Origin of the sequence: Bowmanella denitrificans (genome assembly GCF_039522935.1) — a bacterium.
GTDB lineage: Bacteria > Pseudomonadota > Gammaproteobacteria > Enterobacterales > Alteromonadaceae > Bowmanella > Bowmanella denitrificans.
In genome coordinates, this window is the sequence record NZ_BAAAEI010000012.1 from 81,354 (window position 1) to 107,857 (window position 26,504).

Consider the following 26,504-nt stretch of genomic DNA (forward strand, 5'->3'; position numbering starts at 1 on the left):
CCACAAAGTAGAATAGCCAGCAAAGGACACGGCAATAAGTCTGCTACAGCATTTTTTAATTTGGCAGACAACATACATTGTCTGACGTCTGACTGCTTGAGACTTGTTAACCACCAATACCGCTATGGCGCAGCAAAGCATCCACCTGCGGCGCCCTGCCACGGAACGCCACAAACAGTTCCATCGGCTCCTTGCTACCGCCCATTTCCAGAATATGGGTAAGGAAGTCTTCGCCGGTGCGCGGGTTAAAAATACCTTCTTCTTCAAAACGCGAGAAGGCATCGGCTGACAATACTTCGGCCCACTTGTAGCTGTAGTAACCTGCCGCATAGCCGCCAGCAAAGATATGCCCAAAACTATGTTGGAAGCGATTAAAGCTGGGCGGGATCACCACCGACACCTGCTGGCGCACTTTATCCAGCACTTGCTGTACCTGACCGGATTGACCAGCCCGATAATCCTGATGCAAATGGAAGTCGAACAGACTGAATTCCAGTTGTCTGACCATCTGCATGGCGGACTGGAAGTTGCGGGCCGCCAGCATCTTATCCAGCAATGCCTTGGGTAGCGGCTCACCGGTTTGGTAATGGCCGGAAATGAAGCTCAGGGCTTGTTCTTCCCAGCACCAGTTTTCCAGAAATTGGCTGGGCAGTTCCACCGCATCCCAGGGCACGCCGTTGATACCGGCAACGCCGCTGGCCGCCACTTTGGTCAGCATATGGTGAATACCATGGCCGAATTCGTGGAATAAGGTCACCACTTCGTCATGGGTAAACAGAGCGGGTTTATCGCCAACCGGGCCGTTGAAGTTACAAGTCAGGTAGGCCACCGGATTTTGCACTTCGCCGCCATCCAGCAAACGTCTGTCCAGACAGACGTCCATCCAGGCACCACCGCGTTTGTGGGCGCGGGCATACAGATCCAGATAGAAGCTGCCACGCAGTTCGTTGTTCTTGTCGAAGATATCGAAGAAACGTACATCTTTATGCCAGACATCCACCCCATCACGCGACTCTATGCGCAGACCGTACAAACGTTTAACCACCTCAAATAAACCGCTGACCACTTTGTGTTCGGGGAAGTAAGGGCGCAACTGTTCATCAGAAATCGCGTATCTGTCTTCTTTGAGCTTTTCGCTGTAATAGGCCAGGTCCCAGGCTTGCAGATGATCGACCCCGTATGCGTCTTTAGCAAACTCACGTAATTCGGCCAAGTCGGCCTGAGCCTGGGGTTTGGAACGTGTGGCCAGATCGTCTAAAAAGCCAATCACCTGCTCGGTGGACTCCGCCATCTTGGTGGCCAGTGAACGCTGGGCATAAGTGTCAAAACCTAGTAGCTGCGCCAGTTCCTGACGTAGCGCCAGAGTTTCTTCCATAATCGCGCTATTGTCCCATTTACCCGCATTGGGGCCCTGATCCGAAGCGCGGGTACTGTAGGCTACATACATTTCTTCGCGTAACGCGCGATTGTCGGCATACATCATTACCGGTAAATAGCTGGGAATATCCAGGGTAAATAACCAGCCCTGTAAGTCTTTTTGCCGGGCAGCCTGGGCGGCGGCTTCCAGAGCGGACTCGGGTAAACCGGCCAGTTCTTGCTGCTCCTCAATATGTTTGGTCCAGCCCAGAGTGGCGTCCATCAGGTTGTTGCTGAACTTGCTGGATAAGTCTGACAAACGGCTTTGAATCTCAGCAAAGCGCTTTTTCTTATCATCCGCCAGGGCAATACCGGATAGTTCGAAATCCCGCAGGGCGTTATCTATTACTTTGCGCTGCGCTTCTGTCAGTTTGGGATACTCAGCGCCTTCACGAATGGCCTTGTAGGCCCGGTATAGGCCCTCATGCTGGCCGACCCAGGTACCGTAATCGGATAACAATGGCAGACAGGCATCATGAGCTTCGCGCAATTCGTCATTACTGACCACAGAATTCATATGAGAAACCGGCGACCAGAAGCGGCTGAGCCTGTCATCGGCTTCATCCAGTGGGGCGATAAGATTGTCCCAGTTGAAATGGTCCTGCTTAACCAGACGTTCAATTTCGGCTTTGCAATGGGCAATGGCCTGTTCAACCTGCGGCTGAATGTCTTTTGGCTGGATGGCAGAAAACTGCGGAAGAAGGGCTGCGCTCATATAGTAAATCCTGTCTGCAAAGATACAGACAAGATTGGGCCCGGCGCACGGATCTCAAGTGCCGCGAGAAAAAAACAGGCGCCATCGGCGCCTGCTTTGCAGCTTACCCCGCGGGGCTATTTGATTTCGATGCGCTTGCTATTGACCTGCTCACCTACCGGCTTTGGCAGCATCACGGTCAGCACGCCTTTTTCATAGCTGGCTTTAACATCACTGTTGTCACTTAAACTAAAAGGCAACGGGATCACACGCCGGAAGGAACCGTAACTGCGCTCCATCAGGTGATAACCTTTGTCTTCCTTCTGTTCTTTTTTAAACTCTCTCTGGCCCTGAATCAGCAGTTGATCACCGTGCAGTTCAAGTTGAATGTCTTCCCGGTTCATATCCGGAAGATCCACTTTGATTTCCAATCCTTCTTTGGTTTCTGCGACATCAACAGCCGGTCGCAACCACTTGGCCGCGCCAGCCTCGGGCCAGTCTTTAAAAAAGTCGTCGAAGACATTGTCCAGGCGACTGCGTAAAGATGTTACGGCCTCGGGTTTTTGGTGGCCGAACACTAGAGCGTTTTGACCTTCTGAATTTGATTTTGCAGCAGTTTGTGGGCCCTTTGTACAAGGCAGAGCGAAACGTAGTGTAGTTATTCTACATAAGTGAACGATAACGCCGTAGAAAGGGCCCACAAGCGCTGCCCGAAGGGTTCAACCCAGCCCCTCCTGCTCGGTGTTGCCGGGCTTTGACTTAGGCCCACTAGGCCTGCAGCCCGGCGTCGTGACCAGAAGGGGCTGGATTTGAACAAAATTCATATTCAGAAGGTCAACACGCTCTGAGGAAAAATACTCATGATGACCTCCGTTTGTGGGTGAATGCCAGATAAAAATAGGGATGGATTGATGGGCCTTCAACACCAAAGTGTACAAAATTTGTTCTAAATCAAACTAAAGGTGACTTCTGTGAGCTTGCTGTACGCCAAAGGCGGAATCGTAAGGGTTTTGGCATGAAACTATCGAAGCGCGCTTGCCACCTTATCGGCCCCACTATCTGACAGTGCTGCCCTGGGTACTCATGAGCATAGAGAAACCTGTCGCTCGCTATGCTGGTTTTGCAATAAACGCTGGTAAAAAGAGGATGTACGGCGCAGTTCCTGATGGCTGCCAAATTCAAGCAAAGTACCTTGGTCAACCACCACCACTTTATCTGCTTTGGCAATGGTGGAAAAACGATGAGCAATCATAATTGTGGTGCGTTCTGCCATCAGTCGCTCAAGCGCATCTTGCACCAGATTCTCGCTTTCACCATCCAGGGCGCTGGTGGCTTCATCCAGAATCAGGATCCGGGGATTACGCAGAAGCGCACGGGCAATAGCGATGCGCTGTTTTTGACCGCCGGAAAGTTGCACTCCCCGGTCTCCCACCATGGTGTGGTAACCATCCGGGAAGTTGAGAATAAAGTCATGGGCATTGGCTTGCCTGGCTGCCGCTTCAACCTCCGCCTGACTGGGCCGACCACCAGGTACCGCAAACGCAATATTATCGTACAGACTGCCCCAGAACAGGGAGGGCTCCTGTTCTACTATCGCCATTTGACTGCGCACATCTGCAAGATTCAGCGCAGTAAGTGGCTGCCCATCCAGCAAAATCCGGCCACTATTTGGTTGGTAAAATCCCAGCAACAAATTTGCCAGGGTGGACTTGCCCGCACCGGATGGTCCCACCAGGGCAATTTTCTCGCCCGGTTGAATAGTCAGATTAAAATTACTTAACGCCAGGTTTTGCGGGCGTTGTGGGTAACTGAAGCTCAGGTGTTCAATAACAATATGCCCCTGTAAACACAACGGGGTCTGGCTAACTTTAGCGGGCACAGAACTGTCATCAATAATGCTGAAAATTCTGTCGGTTGCCCCCAGCGTTCGCATCCAATCGCTCCAGAAACCACTTACCGCTTCTGCAGAAGAAGCGACCATGGCGGCATAGATAACAAAGCTGGTAAGTTCTCCCACCGTCAACATTCCCTGGCTAATAAGGCTGCCGCCAAGCCACAATGTAAACAGCAGTGCCATAAACATCAGAAAAGATGCCAGGCCATTAAACATTGCAAGGAAACCTGTGCATGACAAAGATGTTTGCAACGCTTTGTCTGTTGCCTGCTGATAATGCTGCTGTGCCAGCGGCCACTGGTTAAACGCATGTACCAGCCGGGCGTTGGCAAAGTTCTCATGGGCCACTCTGCCACAATCAGCCTGACAGTCTTGTATGGCCTGAGATCGAAGGCGAATGCGCTGGCCCAGCCACCGCCCCAGAAACATGCTGGTTGGAATAAAAAACAATAATCCCAAACATAGCATCGGTGAAATGCTCAGCAGCATAATCAAGCCACCAATACAGATGCATAGGGAGCGCAGTGAAATGGCCAGTCCCATGGTCAGGGTGTCATGCAAAACTTCCGTATCAGCATTCAATCTGTTGGTCATCTCACCGACATTATGCTGATCAAAAAAGGCGATAGGCTGGCAGAGCAGAGACTGGTGCAGCAAAGTACGCACTTTAGCCACAACGAGTAAACCGGCAGACTCAAACAAATAGTATCGTAACGCAGCGGCACCCGCTTGTAAGGTCAACAACACAAGCATCACAACCGCATAGTCTGACAGCCAGCCGCTCGCCATTGCCGCATCAATGTTGTCAATAAAGTGCGATAACGCTTTGGGATAATAAAGCTGGATGGCAATGGTAGTCAGCATTGCAACCAAGCCAAGAGCCAGTCTGGACGCCAGGCCTTTTAACAAAAACAGGCGTTTTAAGTGCGAGTTGCTCAAGACGCGACCTCCATTTCTCTGCTGACCTCATCCATTTGCTGCATAAAGGACTGCCAGTCTTCATCGCCAATGGTACCCGCCGCCTGCAGATATCCGGCATGATCAATAAACAGATAAAAGGGACTGGACCAGGAGGGATTCAAAGATTGATAAGCTTTCTTGTCCAGTTTTAACAGGTGATCAATCAACGGACTGTCAGTTAAAAAACGCCGCAAACGCTTGTCCGGCTCGGTGCTGAGCAGCCAGAGCCTGACACCGGCCTGTTCGGCCAATGGTGGCAAAGTTGACAGCTGTGGTAACTTCTCTCTGCATTTGTCACAACGACTGGATAAAAAAAGTAAAACCCTGGCCTGCTGATCTGCCTCAAGCTCTACTTTGCAACCACTCAGCCATTGCCTGGCTTTTGGCAGCACCAGCCGCTCTCCTGGTGGCACTTGCGTCAACGCAACAGGAGGCGGAGGATTATGGATACGATAATACAAATAGAATGTCAGTTTCAGATTGAGTGCTAATCCCAATGCCAACAGCAACAGGCAAAGATAAAGTAACGATTGATCCATTAATGTTTGACTCCTGTCGTATCCCTTAATATCTCCATTAACTCATGAAAATGCATTAACAACGGGTTCAATGCCAATGCCAGGGCTGCCAGAAGAAGGAGTTCGGAAAGTGGCAAAGACGGTGGAACAGGATTGAGTAAGTAAGTGACTGTCAGGCCAATCAGCAACAGATTTCTTAGCAAATCGAAGGCAGAAACGGGTCTTTGTGACGAACCAAAACAATGACAACGGATCAGGTCTCCCTGCAGGTATGGCCAGGCTAGTCTTAGGGTAAAAAATGTGAGCATCAGCGATGCACACAGCATACTCCAGTACCCCAACCAATTGCTGAGCATCGTTATCGCCACCGCCCCCTCAATTAACGCCAGCGCGGGTCCCAACCAGTTGGCCAACGGCACAGGTACAGCAAAGGTTTCGTGCAGATTGCCACGAAAGGCTGACATATCCCGGCTTTTACTCCAGGCTGCCTGTAAAAACAGCAATCCAATCATGCAGCGGATCAGCTCACTAATATATACAGCGTCAATCATGACAATCCACCAGACTGTGCCAACATCCTGCTAACATGGCGTGGTTGCGCTGACGAACCAGTACACTTTTATTGCTGGCCAATAGGGCATCACACCATGGCTCATCCGCAGAATTGCGTTGCGCGCCTCCTACGGTTGCCTGTAATTGACGAGAAACCTGCCAGGCTAAGGCTTGTACATCCTGATGGGTTACACAGTTCAGCCCCATTCTCTGCATTTCCTGACCACTCAGGGCATAGCCATGTGAATGATAGCCACTAACCAATTCTTCAATCAGTTGAGCGCGTGTTGCATCCTCTAAATGGGGTAATTGATAGGCAAGCAATTCCATGGCTATTTGTTTGATTTCAAGGGTCGTACGATAGAAAGCAGTAAGACTGGGCGGGAAAATGCTCTGACAAAGCAGTTGCAAGGATTCTTGCCGGGCCTGTTCGGCTTCAACACCAAACCACTCCTGACACATTGCGCCAAACAAACGAACGTCTTCACTGGACATGGCAACATCTTGTTCCGTTTCTGTGCCACCATGCAAGTGAGGGTCAATAGGGGAAAACATGGCTAACGGACCAGCAAGAATTTCATCGCCAACAAGGCATAGCAAGGTCGCGGCAGATTGACACACATAAGGCACGATAAAACCCAGCTTATCGCAGTGCTGACGCAACAATAAGGCAATACGCCGGGTTGCATTCACTTCGCCCCCACGGGCATGAACTAATACGTCCAAACGCTCGCATGGGCCCATGCTTTGCAGTTGGTCGTACAACTGGGGTAACAATTCCATTTCCAGATGGGAGGCAGCCAGCACCAGGACTTTGCTGTTTCGCTGTTCTTCAACAGCACGAACTAACGAGAAAAACGACGTCGTTTCTAACTGCGACATTTTACTTCCTGTATCAGAGTGTCAGCCAGACAATCCAGCATGGTAAATTCAGGGATTAACTGTTCTACATAGAGAAACTGGCCGTTGGGGTTGTTCTCAAGAAAAACATATTCCCCCTGCCGAGTTACAACGATATCCAGCGCACTAAAGTTCAGGCCATAGCTTTTTACCAGGGCCAGGCAACGTTTCTCAACATCCGCAGGCAACTGGGTGGCTTCATATAAGATTTCTGCCGACATATCCCGGCTGTCTACCTTCGTTCTTTCATCATCCTGTGAATGGATTTTCGCGGCAAAGACATGTTGGCCAATAATGGTGACCCGGAGCTCATACTCTTTATCAATGTAACGCTGAAAATGGCAAGGCACTTCGCGCACCGCATCCAGAGCACTTAGCATTTCTTCACTCACCAACGTAGTGGCAAGCCCGCCTGGCGTGTGCACGTCGCTGTCATTGACCTGATCTGCGCCTAGATCTGGCGAGGACAGGGTTTTGAATATCATTGGGCTGTGGAGCTGGTCAGCAAAGCTTTTCACGTCATCCGGGTAATTTGTCACTAGCGAGTCAGGAATACAGAAACCAAGGGCTTGGGCACGATTAAGTTGCTCGGTTTTCCACATTGCCCCACGTAAACTCAGGGGATGACTTATCCAGTAACAGTCCAGGCAATAAAGCCAGCCAAACATGGCTTGATCGGTTTCCAGTTTGGCAAAGGCACGTTCCTGAGCGCTCAAATCATCGCTGAAATAGCGGTAATCGGCTGGCTTACGCAGCCACACTGCTGCCACCTCCTCCAGTTTCAGGCTAGCTAAAGAAGGCAGGTGGGTGAGCTTACCCCGGACTTGTCCGTGACTGAAAGTGTGTTGAATATGGTAATCGCAGGGGAAATGATCCAGATTCACCCTGAAAGGCTGATGACCTTTGCGCTGTAATTTGCTGTCCAACAGATCTGCATGCAAATCATGGCTGTTGGTAATAATCAGGATTTTTTTTTGCATAGTATAACTTAGAAAGTCCCGGTCCTAGACCGGGACAGGGTTGAAGGCCTACCTAGCAATAAATGCCCGCATCACGGGCACCAGTGTAGATATTGTCAGCACGAGTAAAGCGGCCTGAACAACCTGCAGTTGATACTTTGCTTCTGACTTGCCAGGACTGCTTGGCAGGCGCAGATTGTGAAGCAACTTTAAAGGCAAAAATTTTATTATCTGATTGTTTATTCATGTCTATCTCCTTGAAATAAAAATTTCCAGACACAATCGTCCGACAAGCCAAACAGGCCTTACACACCTGGGCGAAAATAGTCTGGAACAGTTGTTACCTTAGTCTTTGACAGATCTAAGGGGGTTAGCACCACATACCGGCATCACGACGACCGGTCCAGGGGTGATCTGCACGATAGTCCGGTAACGAGCAACCAGCTACGGCAACGTTTTTACGGACTTTCCATTGATTGGTGGATTTGGTTTTTTCTGCCAGTTGAAAGGCAAAAGGCTTGGTAGGGGATTGTTGCTTCATCTTAATTCTCCTTGATGATATCTATTTCTTTGTGAGCAAAAATCGCTCAAATCCAACATATCACTCACCCCCTATCAGTCAACATTTTGTTAACAATATCGCCACGCATTTAATCAAACTAGTGAAAAAAAAGTTCGCTAACCTTTGACCAGCCTGGCATGGAAGAAACTGTATCAATTTGCAATCGTGGCTGTGCCTTCTTTAGGCCCGTCGCAATTAGATTTACCAAGCAGAAAGACAAACACTGATAGCCGGGTCCCTTAATGTTCTGACATTGCCAATGAAGTTTGGCAGAATCGCCGTATCAAGAATAAGTGAGCACCCAAGATGCAAGAATTTGACTATATCTGTATAGGCGGTGGCAGCGGCGGTATCGCCTCGGCCAACCGCGCTGCCAGCCACGGTGCCAGGGTTGCCCTGGTCGAAGCGAATAAAATTGGCGGTACTTGTGTAAACGTGGGCTGTGTGCCCAAAAAGGCCATGTGGTTTGGTGCCCAGGTGGCCGAGGCCATTAAGCTCTACGCCCCGGATTATGGCTTTGATCTGACCCTGAACAATTTCAGTTGGAAAACCCTGGTGGACAGTCGCGAGGCTTATATTGAGCGCATCCACGGTTCATATGATCGGGTACTGGGCAACAACAACATCCAACGTATTCAGGGTTTTGCCCGTTTTGAGGATAGCAATACCATTGAGGTTAATGGCCAACACTATCGCGCCAAACATATTCTGATTGCCACTGGCGGCAGACCTAGCTGGCCGGATGTACCGGGTGCTGAACATGGCATAGATTCGGATGGTTTCTTTGCCCTGCGCCAGCAGCCCAAACGAGCATTAGTGGTGGGTGCCGGTTACATCGCCGTTGAACTGGCCGGTGTATTACATAGCCTGGGTACCCAAACTCATCTGGCGGTACGTAAAGAAAAGCCACTACGCAGTTTTGATCCTATGCTCAGCGATACTTTGGTAGAACTGATGGCGCAGCATGGCCCTAAGTTACATACCCACAGTGATGTACAGCGGGTGGATAAGCGCGGCGATGGCGCATTGGATGTCACCTTTAAAAATGGTCAGAGTTTACTGGTGGACTGCCTGATTTGGGCAATTGGCCGTCAGCCAGCCACTGATAAACTCTATCTGGACAAAGCTGGGGTGGCCACTGATGCCAATGGCTACATTCAGGTGGATAAATTCCAGAATACCAGCACCCCAGGTATTTATGCGCTTGGTGACAACACCGGACAAATTGAGCTGACCCCTGTGGCGGTCAAGGCCGGTCGCCTGCTGTCAGAGCGGCTGTTTAATGGCCAGAGCCAGGCCCATATGGATTATAACCTGGTGCCGACTGTGGTATTCAGCCACCCCACCATCGGCACCATCGGTCTGACAGAACCCCAGGCGGCTGAGCAGTATGGACAAGACAACATCAAAGTCTACAACTCCAGTTTTGGCGCTATGTATACAGCGGTCACACGTCATCGGCAGATTACCCGGATGAAACTGATTTGCGCGGGCCCAGAGGAAAAAGTGGTAGGTTTGCACGGTATAGGTTTAGGCATGGATGAAATTCTGCAGGGATTTGCCGTGGCCATAAAAATGGGCGCGACCAAAGCCGATTTTGATGCCTGCGTCGCCATTCACCCCACCAGTGCCGAAGAATACGTGACGATGCGCTAAAACAAATCAATTACCGGCGCTTTGAATACTTTACATAGGGCAGGCAGGGTAAACACGGATGTTTGCCCATAAACACTCCATAATTGTTCACACTTGCCCTGCTAAAAGTAACTTATCAAACGATTCGAGAGGCAAGGGTTTGCTGAATAAGTAGCCTTGCCCCAGCTCGCAATTTAAATCCATAAGTGCCAACTTTTGTTGTTCTTCTTCAATACCTTCACCAATCAGCGTCAGACCTAATGACGATGCCAGATAAGCAATGGTTTTCACGATATCCAGACTTTGCTTATCCAAAAGCATGTCACGAACAAAAGACTGGTCAATTTTTAACACATTAATGGGAAATGCCTTCATGTAAGACAGGCTAGAGTAGCCGGTACCAAAGTCATCAATTGCAATCGAAACACCCATTTCCACCAAGTTGGTTAAAATATTCTGCGTTTCTTCAAAGTTGTCCATCAGGGCACTCTCGGTCACTTCAAGTTCGAGTTGTGTGGCTGATAATTTTGTCTCTTCCAAAAGCCTGGCGACATCGTCACTCAAACTGGACTCGACAAATTGTTTTGCTGCAATGTTGACGGACACTCTGATGTCGAACCCTTGCTGTTGCCAGTTGCTCGCCGCCATGCAGGCCTTACGCATCACCTGTAGGCCTAATTGAGTAATCAACCCAGTCTCTTCGGCCAATGGTATAAAATGTATCGGCGAAATCAGGCCACCTTTGTCATCGCGCAGTCTGACAAGTGCTTCAGCACCAATAATTCGCCCAGAGTTTAATTCGATCTGAGGCTGATAATGTACCTCAAGCGCATCGTTAGAGATTGCAGCCCTGAGGATTAACTCTACGTTATGGCGCTGTAATAGTTTTGCTTCTAGCTCTTCCGAGAAGTAACAATAACGATTTCGTCCTTCTTGCTTAGCACGATACATAGCCACATCAGCATGACGCATTAAGCTTTCTTCATCATCAGCATCGGTTGGATTGAGGCTAATACCGACACTGACTGACAATCGATATTCTTGCGCTTCGATAATAAACGGATCAGCCATTTCCTTAACAATGGCCGTGGCAATACTATCCACAATCCCTGAATTTCGAATACCTGGTACCACTAAAACAAATTCATCACCGCCTATTCGCGCCAGTGTTGCACTGGCATCAACCAACGATTCCAATCGCTTGGCAACTTGTTTGATGATCAAATCACCATGATGATGGCCAAGCGAGTCATTCAGGTATTTAAAATGGTCGACGTCGATTAGGAATACGGCCACTTGCCTGCCCATCGAATTGGCTTGTTTACAGGCCTGACCAAGCCTGTCATGCAATAAAATGCGATTGGGTAAATCAGTGAGTTGGTCATGGTTGGCCAGGTAACTCATCTTAACGGCCATCGCGATGGATTCACTAACATCGTGAAACACAATAATGGCACCAATAATATTACCTTCATCATCACGAATGGGCGCAGCTGAGTCTTCAACTCTGTATACCTCGCCAGATTTAGCGGTAAGCTGACTGTTCAGCGCCATGGCAACAATTCTTTTCTCCTGAAGTGCCAGCATGATCGGGTTTATCCCGGGCTTTTTAGAATCTGCGTCACAAAGGTTCATGACTGACTCGATATGCTCACCTTCGGCTTCTTTGGAGCGCATCCCAGTCATTCTCTCTGCAATAGGGTTCATAAACGTCACACGGCCATCTGTATCCGTCGCGATAACGGCATCCCCAATGGAATTTAAAGTGACTTTTAACCGTTCTTTCTCCAGCATTAAATCATGCTTGGCTCGCCTGACGCTTGTGACATCAACCAATGTCAACAGAAAGCCAATTTCTTCTTCCTGCATCCGACGTGCGGTTAAGTAAACCTGAGCATATTCAATGTCATTAGGCCGTTCTGGCATGTAAACGGTGAACGTACCCAGGGGGAGACCTTCTTGTATCTTTTCCTGAATCAGATTGTAGAGACTTGCTGGGAATACATGCTGCATAGGTTGGTCAGTCATTGCTTTGGCGTTGATACCAAACCAGTCACCTCCGAAGTCGTTACTAAACAGGTTTTCTAGCTTTTTGGACCAACAGGAGATGAACACCGGTACTTGTGTCACCAGTTCATGTAGGTCATCTTTGGCGACTTGTAACGCTTCAGTGCGCTGTTGCAGTATTAATTGATTTTTAACGCGCAGGCGACACAGACCCAAATCTATTGGTTTACCAATAAAATCAATCCCCCCCTGACTAAGGGAATGGTATTCGTAGCTGGATTCACTATGAGATGTCACAAAAACAACAGCGCACTCTGACGTGCTTGGATTGGTTTTTAAACGCCTACAGACTTCAAAACCGTCAATGCCGGGTAGATCAATATCCAGCAGCACCACCTTTGGGCGCAATTTATCTGCCAGCTCCAAAGCCTGCTCGCCGGTTTCGGCTTCCACAAGCTTACCGAGATCCTGCACAGCCTCAGAAAGAATGATTCGGTTAATTGCTTCATCATCCACGATTAGAATGATGGGCAGATCTTGCTTTTGTGGGATGAACAACATAGTTAAGCCGTCTCCGTACTGGCACTTTCCCTGAGTATCGACTATTTTCATCAATGCTGCTGTAAATGCGCATAAATCATTCATTTTATGAGTGTTTCGCAAGTGATATTAAGGATGCTTGGCCTTGCAAAGTTTGATCGACACTCCCTACCAGCTAAGTACATCTACGGTACTCATCGTCGAAGACGAGCCTATTACCAGAACAATTATTGCGAACTACCTTGACGATCTTTGTAAGGTTGCCGTTGTTGCCAGTGCGGAAGAAGCGGTCAGGTACTGTTCTCGCACCCCTCCCGATCTTATATTGACCGATATCTTAATGAAGGAGATGGATGGGTTATCCTTCTGTAAATTGCTTAAATCAGAACCAGGCCTTCAACATATCCCCGTTATTTTTATCACCTCTTTGAGCGAGAACGACGACGAACAAGCTTGTTGGGAAGCTGGCTGCGTCGACTATGTTGTCAAGCCCGTGAATGCGGTTACCTTGATCAATCGGGTAAAAGCCCATTTGACACTGAAATTACAAACTGACTTCCTTAAACTGCAGAGTGTGCTGGACGGCTTAACCAGGGTATATAACCGACACTGGCTAAACGACGCCGTGCCACGATTAATTCGACAAGCCAGACGAAAGCAACAGCCCTTTTGCTTAGCCATGTTTGATGTGGACTGGTTTAAACGCTACAACGACCACTTTGGCCATATACAGGGCGATCAGTGCCTAAAACAGGTAGCACACGCACTGAAAAGTACCCTATTGCGCCCCTCAGATGCCTTGGTCCGCTATGGTGGTGAAGAATTTCTATGCCTGTTACCAGATACAGACTTAAATGGCGCACTGAATGTGGTCGAACGCATCAAAGCGGCGATTAAGCAACTTGAATTACGTCATCCAGAATCCCCTTTTGGGGTCGTCACGCTGAGCGGGGGACTCTCACAACTTGAGGAGTCAGATGGCGCGAATTGGGAGGCTTGGCTCCAACGTACAGATGATCAATTGTATAGGGCCAAAACAGATGGACGTAATCATGTCTGCGTTACCTCAAATGGCCAATAGATTGAGAAGAAACAATGACAGTGGACTCAGAAGGCTCAGATGAAAAGCGAGTAGCGTTTAATAGCGGTGTAAAACGCTTAGATGTCTTCAAGTACTTTCTGCCTGCCGCCCTGACCGTTGTTGCATTTATTACCGTGCTTTTGACGATTTACTATGAATCGAGACTCAATGAAGAAGTTAAGGATGAGGTAGATCAACGGCTCCAGCAAGGCATAGTTTTAAGTGCTAATCTAGTCAACGAAGCGATTAGACAATACCGACAAGAACTACTTTTTTTACATGCCACTCCCCCTATTTCAGGCTTAGCGCGAGCAACAGAAAACAACGGTGTTGACCCGTTAGATGGCACAAAACTGGAACAGTGGAAACAACGCCTTAGTACAATATTTACTGCTCTGATGCAGAATAGAATTGAGATTGATCAATTAAGAGTTATCAGTACTGAAAGGGCTGGCAGGGAAGTCGTACGAGTTGATCGAGTGGCTGGTGCACTGTTAACTACCCCCACAGAACGCTTACAAACTAAATCTGACAGCGGTTACTTTAAGGTACTTAAAGACTCTCACCCTGGTGAGCTCTATATATCCAATATCAATCTAAATCGCGAGTACGGAAAAATTGAATACCCTTACCGTCCAATGCTTAGATTGGCACTGCCCATTTTTTACGACTCTGGCGCTCAGTATGGTTTCCTGATCATCAACATCAGCGCGAAAGAATTGCTTACCCGCTTGATTAATTCCCTGGATTCTGAGGTTGTCTTAATGCTGCTAGACGACGACGGACACTTTATCTATCACCCAGATGAACGACTGCAGTATTCAGAAGATTTAAACCCTGAATTATCGTTGAATTCAGAGTATATGCTTTCAACCACGGATAGTGGTCGCCGGGGAAGCCTCGTTTCAAGGGAAGACGCCAAGGCATTCCAGTTTATCCGTAAAGATATCCGCATTAGCGGTAGCTCCGATGACGGGATATTGCAACTGCTCCTCGCTTATCCCCAAGCAAATATTCAACTCATGCTAATGCAAGAACGCCTTTCGTCTTATGGTTTTGTGTTTATTTTATCCAGCATACTTTTAACCATTTTATTGATCTTTAATGGGAAACTTAGATCCCAAATCAAACTTTCTGAGACACTGGCAGAAACCGAAGCGATAGTAAATGGTGCCTCCGATGCCATCTTCAGCATAGATCTTGCTGGACGCATTAAGACTTGGAATGTTGCAGCGCAGAGATTATTTGGTTTGTCTACGGCCAATGTCTTAGGGGCGGTATATAACAGTTTACCGGCTTTGAACAACAAACAGCTAAATGAAGCCATAGATAAGGCAATTAACAGCAGTTCAGTTGAAGTTACCGAAACACAATTTAAAACGGTGACGTCTCAAATAGATGCAAAGATATCCCTGTCACCGGTGATTACAAATGACGGTACTTTGAAAGGTTTTGCCGTGTCAATTGAGGATATAACAGCACAAAAGATAGCCGAGCAGAAAAGCCTACTGGCCAAAGAAGAACTGGAAAAACAGGTCAAGCAGCGAACCGCTGAACTGGCTGTCGCGCACCAAAAAGCCGTGCAAGCCAGCGAGATAAAAAGTGCTTTTATCTCAAATGTCAGCCACGAAATGCGCACCCCATTAAATGGCATGATGGGTTCAATACAGTTATTAAAACGTGATGCCCTGACAGATAACCAGAAGAAATATCTGGCGATGACCGAAAGTAGCACAAACACCTTAGCCACGCTGATCAACGACATTCTGGATCTGTCAAAAATTGAAGCCGGCAAATTGGATATTGAACTAGCCTCATTCAATGTTGTACATATGCTCGAAACGTTGGCAGGTTCCATGGCGGTGAAGATACAAGAGCAGGGATTGGAATTTATTTTGGACCTAGCTGACCTGCATGTTGATGAAGTGCAAAGCGATATACTGCGCTTGAAACAGATCCTGACCAATTTGTTATCCAACGCGTCCAAGTTCACCGAGCATGGTTACATTAAGCTATCGGCTTTCAATGACGTAGATGAAAATGGAAAAGATCGACTGCACTTTGAGGTTCAGGACAGTGGTGTTGGCATAGCTGATGAGAATAAGCACAAGATGTTTCAGGCTTTTAGCCAGGAGCATTCAGGCATTTCAGAGCAATATGGTGGAACTGGACTGGGGCTATCTATCTGTCGGCAACTTTGCCACCTTTTGGGAGGAGAAATTGAATTCGAGTCCCAAAAAGGCGAGGGTAGTTGCTTTAGATTTTACGTGGTTCCAGAGAAGCCACCTATACTGACTCAAGATGTCTCCGCCGCCCTTAATGACAAACATGTCACCATTCTTGTAGGTCACCCTGTCCTGCGGGAGTGTACACAGCGCTTGTTGGTTAAACTCGGCGCATCGGCAAATGCTCCAGAGGACGGAAGTTTACTACCACAAGCTCTGGAGAAATCAGATTATTGCATATTTGATCACAACTATGCCGAACTGACAGAGGTAGTAGACATGTTAGCGCAAGAACAACTCCGTTGCTTCGCGCTGTTAGGCCCATTTAAGGACGAGGAAAAAGCACTTCCTGTTGATTACTCGATATTAAACAAACCATTGACCCAAACAGAGCTACTTGAAAAAATTGCAGGCTTGGCATCCGTCACCTCGAATGTCCAATCAATCCTCGAAAGACCGCAAGTAACTTCCAATAGATCACTTTTAGGGCACACCATCCTGATTGTGGACGACAATGCCATCAATGTTGAAGTGGCAAAAGGATTAATCGAACCTTTGCAAGTAGATATCCTTGTTGCCAACTCCGGAAAAGAGGCACTGCATGTATTGTCTGAGCACCCATCAGTCAGCTGTATTTTAATGGATTGCCAAATGCCCATCTTAGATGGCTTCGAGACAACACAGAGGATAAGAGCAGGTGAAGTTGGTGACAAACTGATTGAGATCCCGATTATTGCGATGACGGCAGGCGCGATGGCCGGAGAGCGGGAGAAGTGTCTGGCCAGTGGCATGAACGATTACCTTACAAAGCCTATCTCAGCAACCATCTTGGAAGATAAGCTGATTAAGTGGTGTGATGGACAGAAGGTTCCTAAAAAAGTGTCGCCCAGGGAAAGTAGCAGCCTGCCGGTATGGGACAAAAAAGCAGCATTAACCAGAATGCAGAACAACCAAACGCTGTTTGACAAAGTGGTTCGAATGTTCATTGACTATTCCGGTGAGAAACTGCAGTTACTCAATAGCTCTATAGAGAAACAAGACATCGATGCCGTAAGAAAAACGGCCCACGCATTTCGGGGATTAGCGGGTGATGTCGGTGCCTCACATTTGGCATCAGAGCTGTCCGAATTGGAAGATGTGGCAAAACGAGGGGATACAAGTTTACTTCCCTCTTTTCTCGCCAAAATACAAAATAGCTATTCAGATTTGATGAAGCAACTCACTGATGATGCTGATTTACCTATTGGCTAGCAGTTACATCAGGTTCGAGCTAGTACGCTTAAAATCTTCTCAACAACGTTCTCTAGATCAAACGGTTTCCCAATATGGTCATTCATACCTGCATCTAAACAGGCCTGAATATCATCCTTTGAGACGTTGGCCGTCATAGCGATTATAGGTAGCGAAGTAAATTCGGGGATTTTCCTTATGCGAGTGGTCGCTTCAATTCCATCGACGTCCGGCATTTGCATATCCATCAGCACTAATTGAATGCGTTCTTTATTTGCTTTCAGCATAGTAATGCACTCCGCACCGCCCTCGGCGCAATAGACCTTGGCTCCTTCAGCAGACAGTAATTCATTGGCGACAACACGGTTTATTTCATTGTCATCAACCAAAAGAATAGTCAAATTACTAAGCCGTTTAGCTTTTTGGTTATTCTTGGGCCTCTCACTAACTGTCTCATCTTTTTTCGCAGCACTTATCAACTCAAATAACTGTAAAGGCGTTACAGGTTTGGTGATAAAACAGTCAAAGTAAGGCTTCTCACCGTTTAACTCACCTTCTAGTTCATCCCTTCCATGCGCAGTGATCATTACAATTCTAGGTTGCAACAATGAGGGAGCAGAACGACGCACGCTGCGAGCCACATCTAATCCACTGATATCAGGTAAGCGCAGGTCAACCAACAATAGATCTATCGGATGCGATCTACTATGGTGTTCAAACTTTGCGATACCCTCTTTGCCCGTTTTTGCTTGGTCAACTTCAAGACCAAATCCTTTTAAGCTCTCTGAGAGGATTTCAAGAGCATAGGGATTGTCATCAATCACTAGAACCCTTTCAAAGAGAACTTGGGCTGTTGGTATGGATGGTGCATTAGCGTCATCTACAGCCACTAGTGGGAGTGAAAACCAGAAGTGGCTACCTTCTCCTTCCTCACTGGTAAATTGAAGCTCTCCCCCCATCAAGTTGGTAAGGCGTCTTGAAATAACAAGCCCCAAGCCCGAGCCACCAAAGCGTCTGGCGGTCGATGGATCGGCTTGACTAAAACTTTGAAATATTTTCTTTTGTTGCGCCTCAGTAATACCAATACCGGTATCTTTAACACCAAACTGAATTTCTCCGTTAGATTGTCGTTTCACCACAACGGTGACCGTCCCTGCCATAGTGAACTTTAAGGCGTTGCTGACTAGGTTTATCAACACCTGTTTTAATCTGAGACTGTCAACAAGCACGGACTTAGGTAAGCTCGTATCAATGTCATAGAGCAATTCTACGCTACTTTTCATCTGACTCCCGCTGAACACCACGGTGAGCTCTCTTATCAAGGATTCCAAGTCTGCGGGATGTAAATCGATATCAATTTTTCCCGCTTCAATTTTTGAATAGTCCAAAACATCGTTAAGCAATTGTAGCAGTGACTTTGATGCCGATTGTGCTTTGCTGAGGTAATCTTGCTGTTTGTCAGTAAGAGGCGTTTGACTAATGAGCTGTAACATGCCAATCACTGCATTCATTGGGGTTCTGATTTCATGACTCATATTGGCTAGAAAATTTGACTTAGCGGCACTGGCCGCGTCAGCATTCTCTTTGGCACGCCGTAAACTTTGTTCGACTTCCACTTGGTCAGTAACATCTATGTTGATACCAGTTACATAAATTACCCGACCGTCACTATCTTTTACGCTGCGAGCCTCCGCTTTTATAAACTTAATCTCACCTTGGGGACTGATAAGCCTAAACTTCGTGTTGTATTCCAGATCTCTTAGCACAACGTCCATTAACGCTGACTCAACCATTTCTATATCGTCCGGATGCACTCTGCGGCGCCAATGTTGGTAGGTGATGCCCTGCGATTTGATATCAGTGCCATAATCATAGATTTCGTACATCCTGTCGTTCCAGTTAAGCTCATCGCTTTGAACATCCCAGTTCCAGATACCCAACTCAGCAACACTCGTTGCCATAAGCAAGCGATCCCTGGTGTCCTCCAGCGCCGCCTTTATGCTTTTTTGTTCAGAGATGTCGTTGGCGATAAGAAGATAACCCGATGTGACATTATCAGTTCCTCTGATAGCCGTGATAACCATTGATACAGGTACTGTTGAGCGGTTAGCCTTGATAAGGTGGCATTCGAACTTTTCAATACCGTCTGTTTGTGCAGGCCCGGTGAGTGCCGCTAAACCAACAGGGCAGTAGTTGACTCCTGCGGCTAGTTTGACATTTCTGGCGTTTAATTCATTGTCATTGAACAGCGCCAATATGTTGCTGCCAAGGGTCTCGTCTTCGTTGTACCCCAACACCTGTTCGGCACCACGGTTAAACAAGGTAACAATACCTTCTGCAGTAAAAACAATAATGACAACTTGTGACGCTGCATCTAATACAGATTGGAGCAGCTGATTAACACTCTGAAGTTCTGTTGTTCTGGATGCGACTTTTTTCTCTAACAGGAGATTGGCATTTTGTATGGTTAGTTCAGCCTCTTTTTGCGTTGTCTCATTGCGGATCACAACTGAGTACCCTTGTTCAGTATCGCCAATAACACTGATCGTGATCGCTAACCATTGAACTTTTTCATCACGCTCCCGTTGAATATGGAAAGTATGAATGCGCTGCCCCTTGTCCAATGCAGAAAACGCCTGGTCAAGAAAAGGCTGATATCGCGGCTCCCAAAGATTGTGAAACTCATCGCCAGGCTCCAAAGGCTTCTGATTGGCAACCAGCTCTTTGGCAGCATGGTTCCAACTAATTAATTCCCGGTTAGCTGTCAGACCTAAAATTCCGTCTTCCGAATTCTCAACAATCGAGGCCATCTTAGCCTGCGCATCAATAGTCGCTTGTCTGCTCCTTCTTCCCAATGCCAGTACATAAACAAGGGTAGACAAAAGCAAGCTTAAACTTAGTCCTCCAGCCAGGTAATGCATACTGTTTGCTGGACTCAACTGGTATATGAAATCCGGCTTAATACCAAATTCAAACTTCCATTTTCGTCCGAATACCTCAACAGTCGAACTTTGCCAACGAATGATGTCTTCATCCGACGGCTCACTGACGTAGAAGTACTCTCTTGATGCACTCTCGGTAATATCCTGAATCCGTAGAAAACTTGTATCCGTATCGACCTTAATATCGGCCAGCACTTCGGACATTAGCAATGGTGCATAACTCCAGCCAAATGCCAGTTCTTCTCTTTGTGCAACAGGGGGGAGTGTGGTGCTTTGGTAGATAGGCATGAGGATCAGGAATGATTGCAAATGTTTCCCTGATACCTGAACTAAGGTAATTGGCCCGGTTATCTGCACTTCACCAGTGAGTAGCGCTTTTCTTGCCGCTTCTCGCCTATTTCTCTCTGATGCGATATCCAGCCCTACCGCTTTAACATTTCTGTCTACTGGTTCAATGTATTGAATGATATAGCGCTCGCTTGCATTGGCAGATAGCTCAGTGAGGCTAAAAGAAGGCCAACCATCATCCCTGGCTTGTTGAACAAATGCTTCAGTCTCTTGAGGCAACACTTTGCGAATAACACCAAAGCCTCTTGCTCCAGGAAAGTTTCGGTTATAGTTCCGGGTTTCGGTGTAACGCAAAAATGCGGCTCTGGACAGGTTTGCCAACCCGACAGTATGAACAGCCCCCCGCACACCATGCAGACCATATTGGTAGAGTCTTATCCGCTCCAGTACGGCGGCGACAGCTTTATTGTGACTGTCAGCAAGGGCTTCTTCGATTCTTACCTTAGTGGTTCGTTCCACGTCCCATGTAATAAGGCCAGTGGCAAAGACACCGATGAAGAAGGTGCCAGCAACCTGCCATATTGTCTTTCTCACGTGCATATCCTTTGTCATACTCACGTTTCACAATTCTACGTTCAATGAAAAACCAAGTGATGGATATAGTAGAGATTCAATGAATATCGTAAAAACCGCAAGAAACTAACCCAAATAATGCAGGAGGCCTCTATTCCCGCAGAAGCAACTTACTATTAGCACTTAATTTGCTAACAGAGCCAGTTTCTTGTCCGCACGACAGCACTACGCTACTTTGAGCCCATCCAGTAATAAATCCAGGCTCTGCAATGAATCCATCAGAGCTTGCTGAGGTTGGTCGCTGTCAGCTATCCATAGGGCAGCATCCATCAGGCCGCCATGTATCAGTCTGGCAAGGGGCTCGGCCGGCGCCTGCCGGACCAGTCCACGTTTCATCAGGTGTTTCAGTAAATCGCTGATAGAGCCAACACAGTCGCCTTTACTGGCCTGCAAATAATCTGCGCCCAGCACTGAGGGGGCGTCTCTTAGCATAATCTGTTGAATTTGCGGCTCTACTGCCATGCAGATAAAGGTTTGGCAGCGGCTTTTAAAGGCCTGCCAGGGATCACTGCTTTCGGCTGAAATAGCTGCGAGCTTCTGATCCATTTCATTATCCAGCTCTATTAAAACCGCCAAAAACAAACCTTTTTTGTCACCAAAATGATGATACAGAGCACCCCGGGTCAGGCCGGCCTCGGCGGTCATTTCATCCATTACGGTCTTGCCATATCCGCGGTTACCGAAATGCAGTCTGGCGACAGCTATTAACTTGGTACGGGTCTCTTCAATCATCTCACTGCGGGCCTTGCGCATTATTGTCTGCTCCCAGTTCGCTACCTGGCTATTTTACATTGACATACACAAGGTATGTCAATTAACTTAAATAACATACGCAGCGTATGTGTGTGCTTTTGTGCTTATTCCCTCATTCAGGAGATGTTATGTCGTTATCTTATCTGGCGCTGTTTAAAGCGCCGGGCAGCTCGGCTTTTACCTTAGCTGGGCTGCTGGCCAGATTGCCACTATCAATGATGGGTATTGGTCTAATCACCATGCTGTCGCAGTTGTATGATTCCTATTGGCTGGCCGGTGCAGTGGCGGCGACTTTTACGTTCTCCATGGCCGTGCTGTCGGTACAGATATCCAAGTGGGTAGACCGCCTGGGTCAGTCCAGGGTATTGCCCCTGGTGACCGCGGTGTCGGTATTGTCGGTACTCTTGCTGCTGGTGGTCAGCATGTACAAAGGGCCGGTGTGGCTGCTGTTTGTATTGGCTGCCACCGGCGGTGCCATGCCCAGTATGCCAGCCATGATCAGAGCCAGATGGACGGAGATTTACCGCAATACCCCTCAATTACAAACGGCTTACGCGCTGGAGTCGGTGTTGGATGAACTGAGCTTTATTATTGGCCCGCCTTTGGCGGTGGGATTAAGTGTACTGGCGTTTCCTCAGGCTGGCCCTTTGCTGGCAGCGGCACTGTTGGCACTGGGTGTTATGGCGTTTATCTGGCAAAAGCGCACTGAGCCGGCTATTTACCCGCCTGTGGTAAAACGACAGAGCAGCATTTTAATGGCCCGCGGTATGCCTGCACTGATCCTGGTGTTACTGGCCCTTGGGGTGATTGTCGGCAGTATTGATGTAATTAGCGTGGCCTTTGCCGAACAGCTTGGCAAACCAGCTGCGGCCAGCCTGGTATTGTCAGCTTACGCTGTGGGGTCTTGCTTGGCTGGCCTGACGTTTGGGGCCCTGAGGCTCAAAATGTCACTGCCAGCTCAGCTAGTCCTGGCGTCACTGGCGACCTTGTTAAGTGCACTGCCGTTTTTGTGGGTTGGGCAGATTTATCAGCTGTCACTGGCCGTGTTTGTAGCAGGCTTATTTTTTGCTCCGGCCATGATCCTGGCCATGACTATGGTGGAACGCTTACTGGACCCTGCAAGGTTGACAGAAGGCCTGACCTGGCTGATTACCGGCCTGAGTATCGGGGTTGCCACAGGCGCCGCCTTAGCTGGCTGGGTAGTGGATAGCTTAGGTACCGCTCAGGGCTTTATGCTGTGTGTGGCAGCAGCAGGCACGGCGCTTCTGGTTGCCCTTTGCAACTATGCGGCTTTGACTAAAGCAACGCAGCCCATGACAGCAGAGCATCTGCTGTCATAAAGCTTAGTGTCATCGGCATGGCAGGCTGGCACCAAGTGGGGCGCTGGCTGATCTTTGTGCATCTTTATTTGCCATGGCTGTACCTATTAGGTTTTCAATGTCAGACTGCCGGGTATTCATCTAGGTAAACCAAATCAGTGGCTCGCAGCCGCCGTCTGGTATTGGTCGCAGTTTGAGACGGCAGTTGCTAAGCCACTCATCAATTTTCAGGACGAGTATGAGCGTGAAGTTAGACCTGTTTGTTGGTCAGTCAGGTAAGCTTGGTAAGGATATACAAAGCGCTATTTTTAAGCATAAACAGCAGCAAGCTTTGCTGCTTAGCCGACAGGGTTTTGCCGGGGACGAGCAGGCCGACCAAAAACACCACGGCGGTCCGGATCGCGCCCTGCATATTTACCCGCAGGAACACTATGCCTACTGGCAGCAACAGTATCCTGAGCATCCAGACTTTGTGCCGGGGGCCTTTGGTGAAAATATCAGCCTGACCGGTATGACAGAGGAACAGGTTTGTATTGGCGATGTGTTTCAGATAGGCCAGGCAACAGTGCAAATCAGTCAGCCACGCTCCCCTTGCTTTAAGTTGAATCTGCGCTTTGGGGTGCCGGATATGGCCTTGCAATTGCAACTGACCGGCCGGGCTGGCTATCTGCTGCGGGTGCTGGAGCCCGGTTTAGTAACACCCGGTGATAGCGTCTGTTTGTTGCAGCGAAACTGGCCGGATTTAACCGTACGCATAGTAGCCTGGCAATTTTTCAACTACCCGTTAAATTCACTATTCTTGAAGCAATTGCTGGCATGCGATGCGTTATCCGACAGCTGGCAGGCAAAAGCCCGGCTACGATTGGAGCAGGGCTATGTTGAAGACTGGAGTAAGCGCTTGTTCGGTTTTTTGCCCCGTTCCTAGCCTGCGTCATCCCCTATTCATCTTTTTGCTGCCATAGTATTGCCAGGATTTGGCGTTATGCTTGGCCAACTATCCGGGTCAACATATATACAAGAGAGAAAGCATATGCAAAAACAACAAAACAGTCTGCTGGCACTGGGCGTTTTCTTGGGCCTGGCGCTGCTCGGCTATTTGCTCGGCAATGCAGCCATCCAGGTTAAAGAGTACGAGCGCACCGTCACCGTTAAAGGCCTGTCTGAACGAGAGGTACCGGCCGATGTGGTGATATGGCCTATTGCCTTTACCGAAGCGGGAAACGACCTGGAGCAACTGTATCTGGATATGGAAAAGAACGTTGAAAAGATCCGCGCTTATCTCACTCTCAAGGGCATAGATGAAAGTGCTGTCAGTATTAATGCGCCATCCGTTACTGACAAATCAGCCCAGCAATGGGGTGGCGGTGAAAAAGCAGAATTTCGCTTTCTGGCCACTCAGGTGGTGACAGTGTATTCCCCGCAAATCGAGCTGGTTCGTGACGCCATGCAGGATATTGTTGAGCTGGGTAAACAAGGGCTGGTGTTCAGTGCCAACAACTACGAACACATGACCGAGTACCAGTTTACCGGCCTGAACGAATTAAAACCGGCCATGGTGCAGGAAGCCACCACCAACGCCCGTGCGGTCGCTGAGAAGTTCGCTAAGGATTCGCAAAGCCAGGTCGGTAAGATTCGCCGAGCTTCTCAGGGCCAGTTCAGTATTGAAGATCGCGATAAGAACAATCCTCATATTAAAACCATCAGGGTTGTGTCGACTATTGAGTATTATCTGGCTGACTGAAATCGTTCATATTTCCGTCATGTGCCCGACATAAACCACCACTAGGATTGCCGGATAGTTAATTGTCTGCGGAGGCGTTATGGGCCTGAGTGTTTGGCAAATCCTGTTGGTGGTATTGATATTCCTGTTGCTGTTCGGCCGTGGCAAAATTCCTGCGTTGATGGGTGACCTGGCCGCTGGCATCAAGAGCTTTAAGAAAGGCATGAGCGAAGAGCAGCAGGAAGCTGAGCAAGCAACTTCCAGGCTCGAGCAAGGTCATGTCGCCGATAAGGCCGAACAAAACACTAAGTCCCAACAGCCCTCTTCCTGATCATGTTTGACCTTAGCTGGATGGAATTGCTGTTTGTCGCCGTGATGGCGCTGATTGTAATTGGCCCCAAAGATCTGCCTGCCCTGTTTCGCACCGGTGGCAAGCTGATGGCAAAAGCCAGGCGCATTTACAAGGATATGCTTGGCAGCATCAGTCAACTGGAGCGGGAGGTGGATATGGCCTCCGGTAAAACCAGCCAGCCCGACGAACAATGGCGACAGTGGCTCCCCGATGAAGTACGCAACCTGCCGGCTGACTTCACGCCGGGCAGCATGAGTGCCGAACAGCATGCTGAACGTCGCACTCAGTTGGATCAAGCCCGGCAGCAGGCCATGCAGAGCAAAGAGCAACAGCCATGAGCCATCAGAACCCGTTGGATTTGTCCAAGGCACCATTGCTCAGTCATTTGCTGGAGTTACGTACCAGGCTGTTGTATTGCCTTGGCTTCTTCGCTCTGGCATTTGCCCTCTCTTATGTGTTTGCCCAGGATATTTATCACTTTTTGCAGCGCCCTTTGTTAGTCATTTTTGGGCCAGACAGTGGTAGAAGAATGATCTATACCGGCCTGCATGAAGCCTTCTTTACGTACCTGAAACTGGCATTTTTCAGCGCCTTGTTCTTCACCCTGCCACTGATGCTTATCCAGTTATGGCGTTTTCTGGCACCGGGGCTTTATCAGCATGAGAAAAAAAGCCTGTCGATATTGTTTGCCATGACACCAGTATTGTTTGTTGGCGGGGCCGCCCTGGCGTTTTACATCGTCATGCCACTGGCCTGGGATTTTTTTATCAGTTTTGAAACACCGGGCGGCGGTGATGCCATCAGTGTGGAGCTGGAAGCCAAGGTTAGTGAATATCTAGGTTTGGTCATTAAGCTGATTCTGGCCTTTGGCCTGTGTTTTGAACTGCCCATCCTGCTGCTGGTTCTGGCCAAAGCCGGAATAGCCAGCGCCGAAGGACTGAAACGCTATCGTCGCCATGCCGTAGTGGCAATTTTTTTGCTGGCGGCTCTCCTCACCCCACCGGATCTTATCTCGCAGATTGCTTTGGGTTTACCGGTTTTACTGTTGTACGAATTGTCCATCTGGCTGATTCACTGGACCGAGGCCGACGCCAGCAGCCGACAGCGACGTCAGGCCAGTATCTGACCTACCTGCAGAAGCTGCCATTCCTTCGCACAGACAGGTTGTTTAGTGCCAGCCAATGGTGTCATAAAACTTTCCACTAAGTGTCAACTATTTGACGGAACACTGTCATCTGCCCCCGCTACATTGGCCTGGCTGGAATAACCAGTTGGGTGTTGTTGCCTTGAGGTTTGCAGGTAACCCAAAGAATTTCAAAAACAA

Annotated in this window: 21 protein-coding genes; 9 read left to right on the plus strand and 12 right to left on the minus strand. The window is 48.4% G+C overall.

Annotated elements, in window-relative coordinates; all coding sequences use genetic code 11:
- Nucleotides 1–106: 106 nt before the first annotated feature.
- From prlC to ABD028_RS11415, 9 genes are all read right to left on the minus strand, one after another.
- Nucleotides 107–2,131: an oligopeptidase A gene (gene prlC, locus ABD028_RS11375; protein WP_343844967.1), complete on the minus strand. Its 2,025-nt coding sequence runs from the start codon at nucleotides 2,129–2,131 to the stop codon at nucleotides 107–109.
- Between the two features lie 116 nt (nucleotides 2,132–2,247).
- On the minus strand, nucleotides 2,248–2,688 hold the full coding sequence (locus ABD028_RS11380; protein WP_343844969.1) for an Hsp20/alpha crystallin family protein: 441 nt from the start codon (nucleotides 2,686–2,688) through the stop codon (nucleotides 2,248–2,250).
- A gap of 503 nt (nucleotides 2,689–3,191) precedes the next feature.
- Nucleotides 3,192–4,943 carry an ABC transporter ATP-binding protein gene (locus tag ABD028_RS11385; RefSeq protein WP_343844971.1) on the minus strand — a complete coding sequence of 584 codons (1,752 nt, stop codon included), beginning with the start codon at nucleotides 4,941–4,943 and terminating at the stop codon, nucleotides 3,192–3,194.
- On the minus strand, nucleotides 4,940–5,503 hold the full coding sequence (locus ABD028_RS11390; RefSeq protein ID WP_343844973.1) for a hypothetical protein: 564 nt from the start codon (nucleotides 5,501–5,503) through the stop codon (nucleotides 4,940–4,942). Before ABD028_RS11390 ends, ABD028_RS11385 begins: the two co-directional genes overlap by 4 nt.
- Nucleotides 5,503–6,033 (minus strand): MauE/DoxX family redox-associated membrane protein, encoded by a 531-nt coding sequence (locus tag ABD028_RS11395; RefSeq protein ID WP_343844975.1) that lies wholly within the window; start codon nucleotides 6,031–6,033, stop codon nucleotides 5,503–5,505. The genes ABD028_RS11390 and ABD028_RS11395 overlap by 1 nt, the downstream gene beginning before the upstream one ends.
- Nucleotides 6,026–6,916 carry an SDH family Clp fold serine proteinase gene (locus ABD028_RS11400; protein WP_343844977.1) on the minus strand — a complete coding sequence of 297 codons (891 nt, stop codon included), beginning with the start codon at nucleotides 6,914–6,916 and terminating at the stop codon, nucleotides 6,026–6,028. The genes ABD028_RS11395 and ABD028_RS11400 overlap by 8 nt, the downstream gene beginning before the upstream one ends.
- Complete coding sequence (locus tag ABD028_RS11405) at nucleotides 6,904–7,914, minus strand: MvdC/MvdD family ATP grasp protein (RefSeq protein ID WP_343844978.1); 1,011 nt, start codon at nucleotides 7,912–7,914, stop codon at nucleotides 6,904–6,906. The genes ABD028_RS11400 and ABD028_RS11405 overlap by 13 nt, the downstream gene beginning before the upstream one ends.
- A gap of 52 nt (nucleotides 7,915–7,966) precedes the next feature.
- Nucleotides 7,967–8,140: a hypothetical protein gene (locus tag ABD028_RS11410; RefSeq protein WP_172449205.1), complete on the minus strand. Its 174-nt coding sequence runs from the start codon at nucleotides 8,138–8,140 to the stop codon at nucleotides 7,967–7,969.
- 123 nt (nucleotides 8,141–8,263) lie between these two features.
- The gene (locus ABD028_RS11415) at nucleotides 8,264–8,434 is read right to left on the minus strand and encodes a hypothetical protein (protein ID WP_172449206.1); all 171 of its coding nucleotides are present in this window, start codon (nucleotides 8,432–8,434) and stop codon (nucleotides 8,264–8,266) included.
- A 327-nt stretch (nucleotides 8,435–8,761) separates the two neighbouring features.
- Here ABD028_RS11415 and gorA point away from each other — a divergent pair, with 327 nt between their 5' ends.
- Nucleotides 8,762–10,111 carry a glutathione-disulfide reductase gene (gene gorA, locus ABD028_RS11420; RefSeq protein ID WP_343844981.1) on the plus strand — a complete coding sequence of 450 codons (1,350 nt, stop codon included), beginning with the start codon at nucleotides 8,762–8,764 and terminating at the stop codon, nucleotides 10,109–10,111.
- A gap of 87 nt (nucleotides 10,112–10,198) precedes the next feature.
- On the opposite strand, the gene ABD028_RS11425 is transcribed toward gorA, so the two are convergent.
- The gene (locus ABD028_RS11425) at nucleotides 10,199–12,709 is read right to left on the minus strand and encodes a two-component system response regulator (RefSeq protein ID WP_343844983.1); all 2,511 of its coding nucleotides are present in this window, start codon (nucleotides 12,707–12,709) and stop codon (nucleotides 10,199–10,201) included.
- 73 nt (nucleotides 12,710–12,782) lie between these two features.
- Between ABD028_RS11425 and ABD028_RS11430 the strand changes: the two genes are divergently transcribed.
- Both ABD028_RS11430 and ABD028_RS11435 read left to right on the plus strand, forming a co-directional pair.
- Nucleotides 12,783–13,718 carry a GGDEF domain-containing response regulator gene (locus tag ABD028_RS11430; protein WP_343844984.1) on the plus strand — a complete coding sequence of 312 codons (936 nt, stop codon included), beginning with the start codon at nucleotides 12,783–12,785 and terminating at the stop codon, nucleotides 13,716–13,718.
- Nucleotides 13,719–13,732: 14 nt separating this feature from the next.
- A complete protein-coding gene (locus tag ABD028_RS11435) occupies nucleotides 13,733–17,194 on the plus strand; it encodes an ATP-binding protein (RefSeq protein WP_343844985.1) in 3,462 nt (1,153 codons plus the stop codon).
- A gap of 8 nt (nucleotides 17,195–17,202) precedes the next feature.
- On the opposite strand, the gene ABD028_RS11440 is transcribed toward ABD028_RS11435, so the two are convergent.
- Both ABD028_RS11440 and ABD028_RS11445 read right to left on the minus strand, forming a co-directional pair.
- Nucleotides 17,203–20,997 (minus strand): PAS domain-containing hybrid sensor histidine kinase/response regulator, encoded by a 3,795-nt coding sequence (locus tag ABD028_RS11440; RefSeq protein WP_343844986.1) that lies wholly within the window; start codon nucleotides 20,995–20,997, stop codon nucleotides 17,203–17,205.
- 204 nt (nucleotides 20,998–21,201) lie between these two features.
- On the minus strand, nucleotides 21,202–21,789 hold the full coding sequence (locus ABD028_RS11445; RefSeq protein ID WP_343844987.1) for a TetR/AcrR family transcriptional regulator: 588 nt from the start codon (nucleotides 21,787–21,789) through the stop codon (nucleotides 21,202–21,204).
- Between the two features lie 128 nt (nucleotides 21,790–21,917).
- Here ABD028_RS11445 and ABD028_RS11450 point away from each other — a divergent pair, with 128 nt between their 5' ends.
- The 6 genes from ABD028_RS11450 to tatC all read left to right on the plus strand — a co-directional run bounded on the left by ABD028_RS11450 (nucleotide 21,918) and on the right by tatC (nucleotide 26,306).
- Entirely contained in the window at nucleotides 21,918–23,129 is a 1,212-nt protein-coding gene (locus tag ABD028_RS11450) for an MFS transporter (protein WP_343844989.1), read from the plus strand.
- Between the two features lie 217 nt (nucleotides 23,130–23,346).
- Nucleotides 23,347–24,033: an MOSC domain-containing protein gene (locus ABD028_RS11455; RefSeq protein ID WP_343844991.1), complete on the plus strand. Its 687-nt coding sequence runs from the start codon at nucleotides 23,347–23,349 to the stop codon at nucleotides 24,031–24,033.
- A 105-nt stretch (nucleotides 24,034–24,138) separates the two neighbouring features.
- Nucleotides 24,139–24,849 (plus strand): SIMPL domain-containing protein, encoded by a 711-nt coding sequence (locus ABD028_RS11460; protein ID WP_343844992.1) that lies wholly within the window; start codon nucleotides 24,139–24,141, stop codon nucleotides 24,847–24,849.
- Between the two features lie 79 nt (nucleotides 24,850–24,928).
- A complete protein-coding gene (tatA, locus tag ABD028_RS11465; protein WP_343844993.1) occupies nucleotides 24,929–25,159 on the plus strand; it encodes a twin-arginine translocase TatA/TatE family subunit in 231 nt (76 codons plus the stop codon).
- A 2-nt stretch (nucleotides 25,160–25,161) separates the two neighbouring features.
- Complete coding sequence (locus tag ABD028_RS11470; RefSeq protein WP_343844995.1) at nucleotides 25,162–25,518, plus strand: Sec-independent protein translocase subunit TatA/TatB; 357 nt, start codon at nucleotides 25,162–25,164, stop codon at nucleotides 25,516–25,518.
- Complete coding sequence (gene tatC, locus ABD028_RS11475; protein WP_343844997.1) at nucleotides 25,515–26,306, plus strand: twin-arginine translocase subunit TatC; 792 nt, start codon at nucleotides 25,515–25,517, stop codon at nucleotides 26,304–26,306. Before ABD028_RS11470 ends, tatC begins: the two co-directional genes overlap by 4 nt.
- Nucleotides 26,307–26,504: the final 198 nt, after the last annotated feature.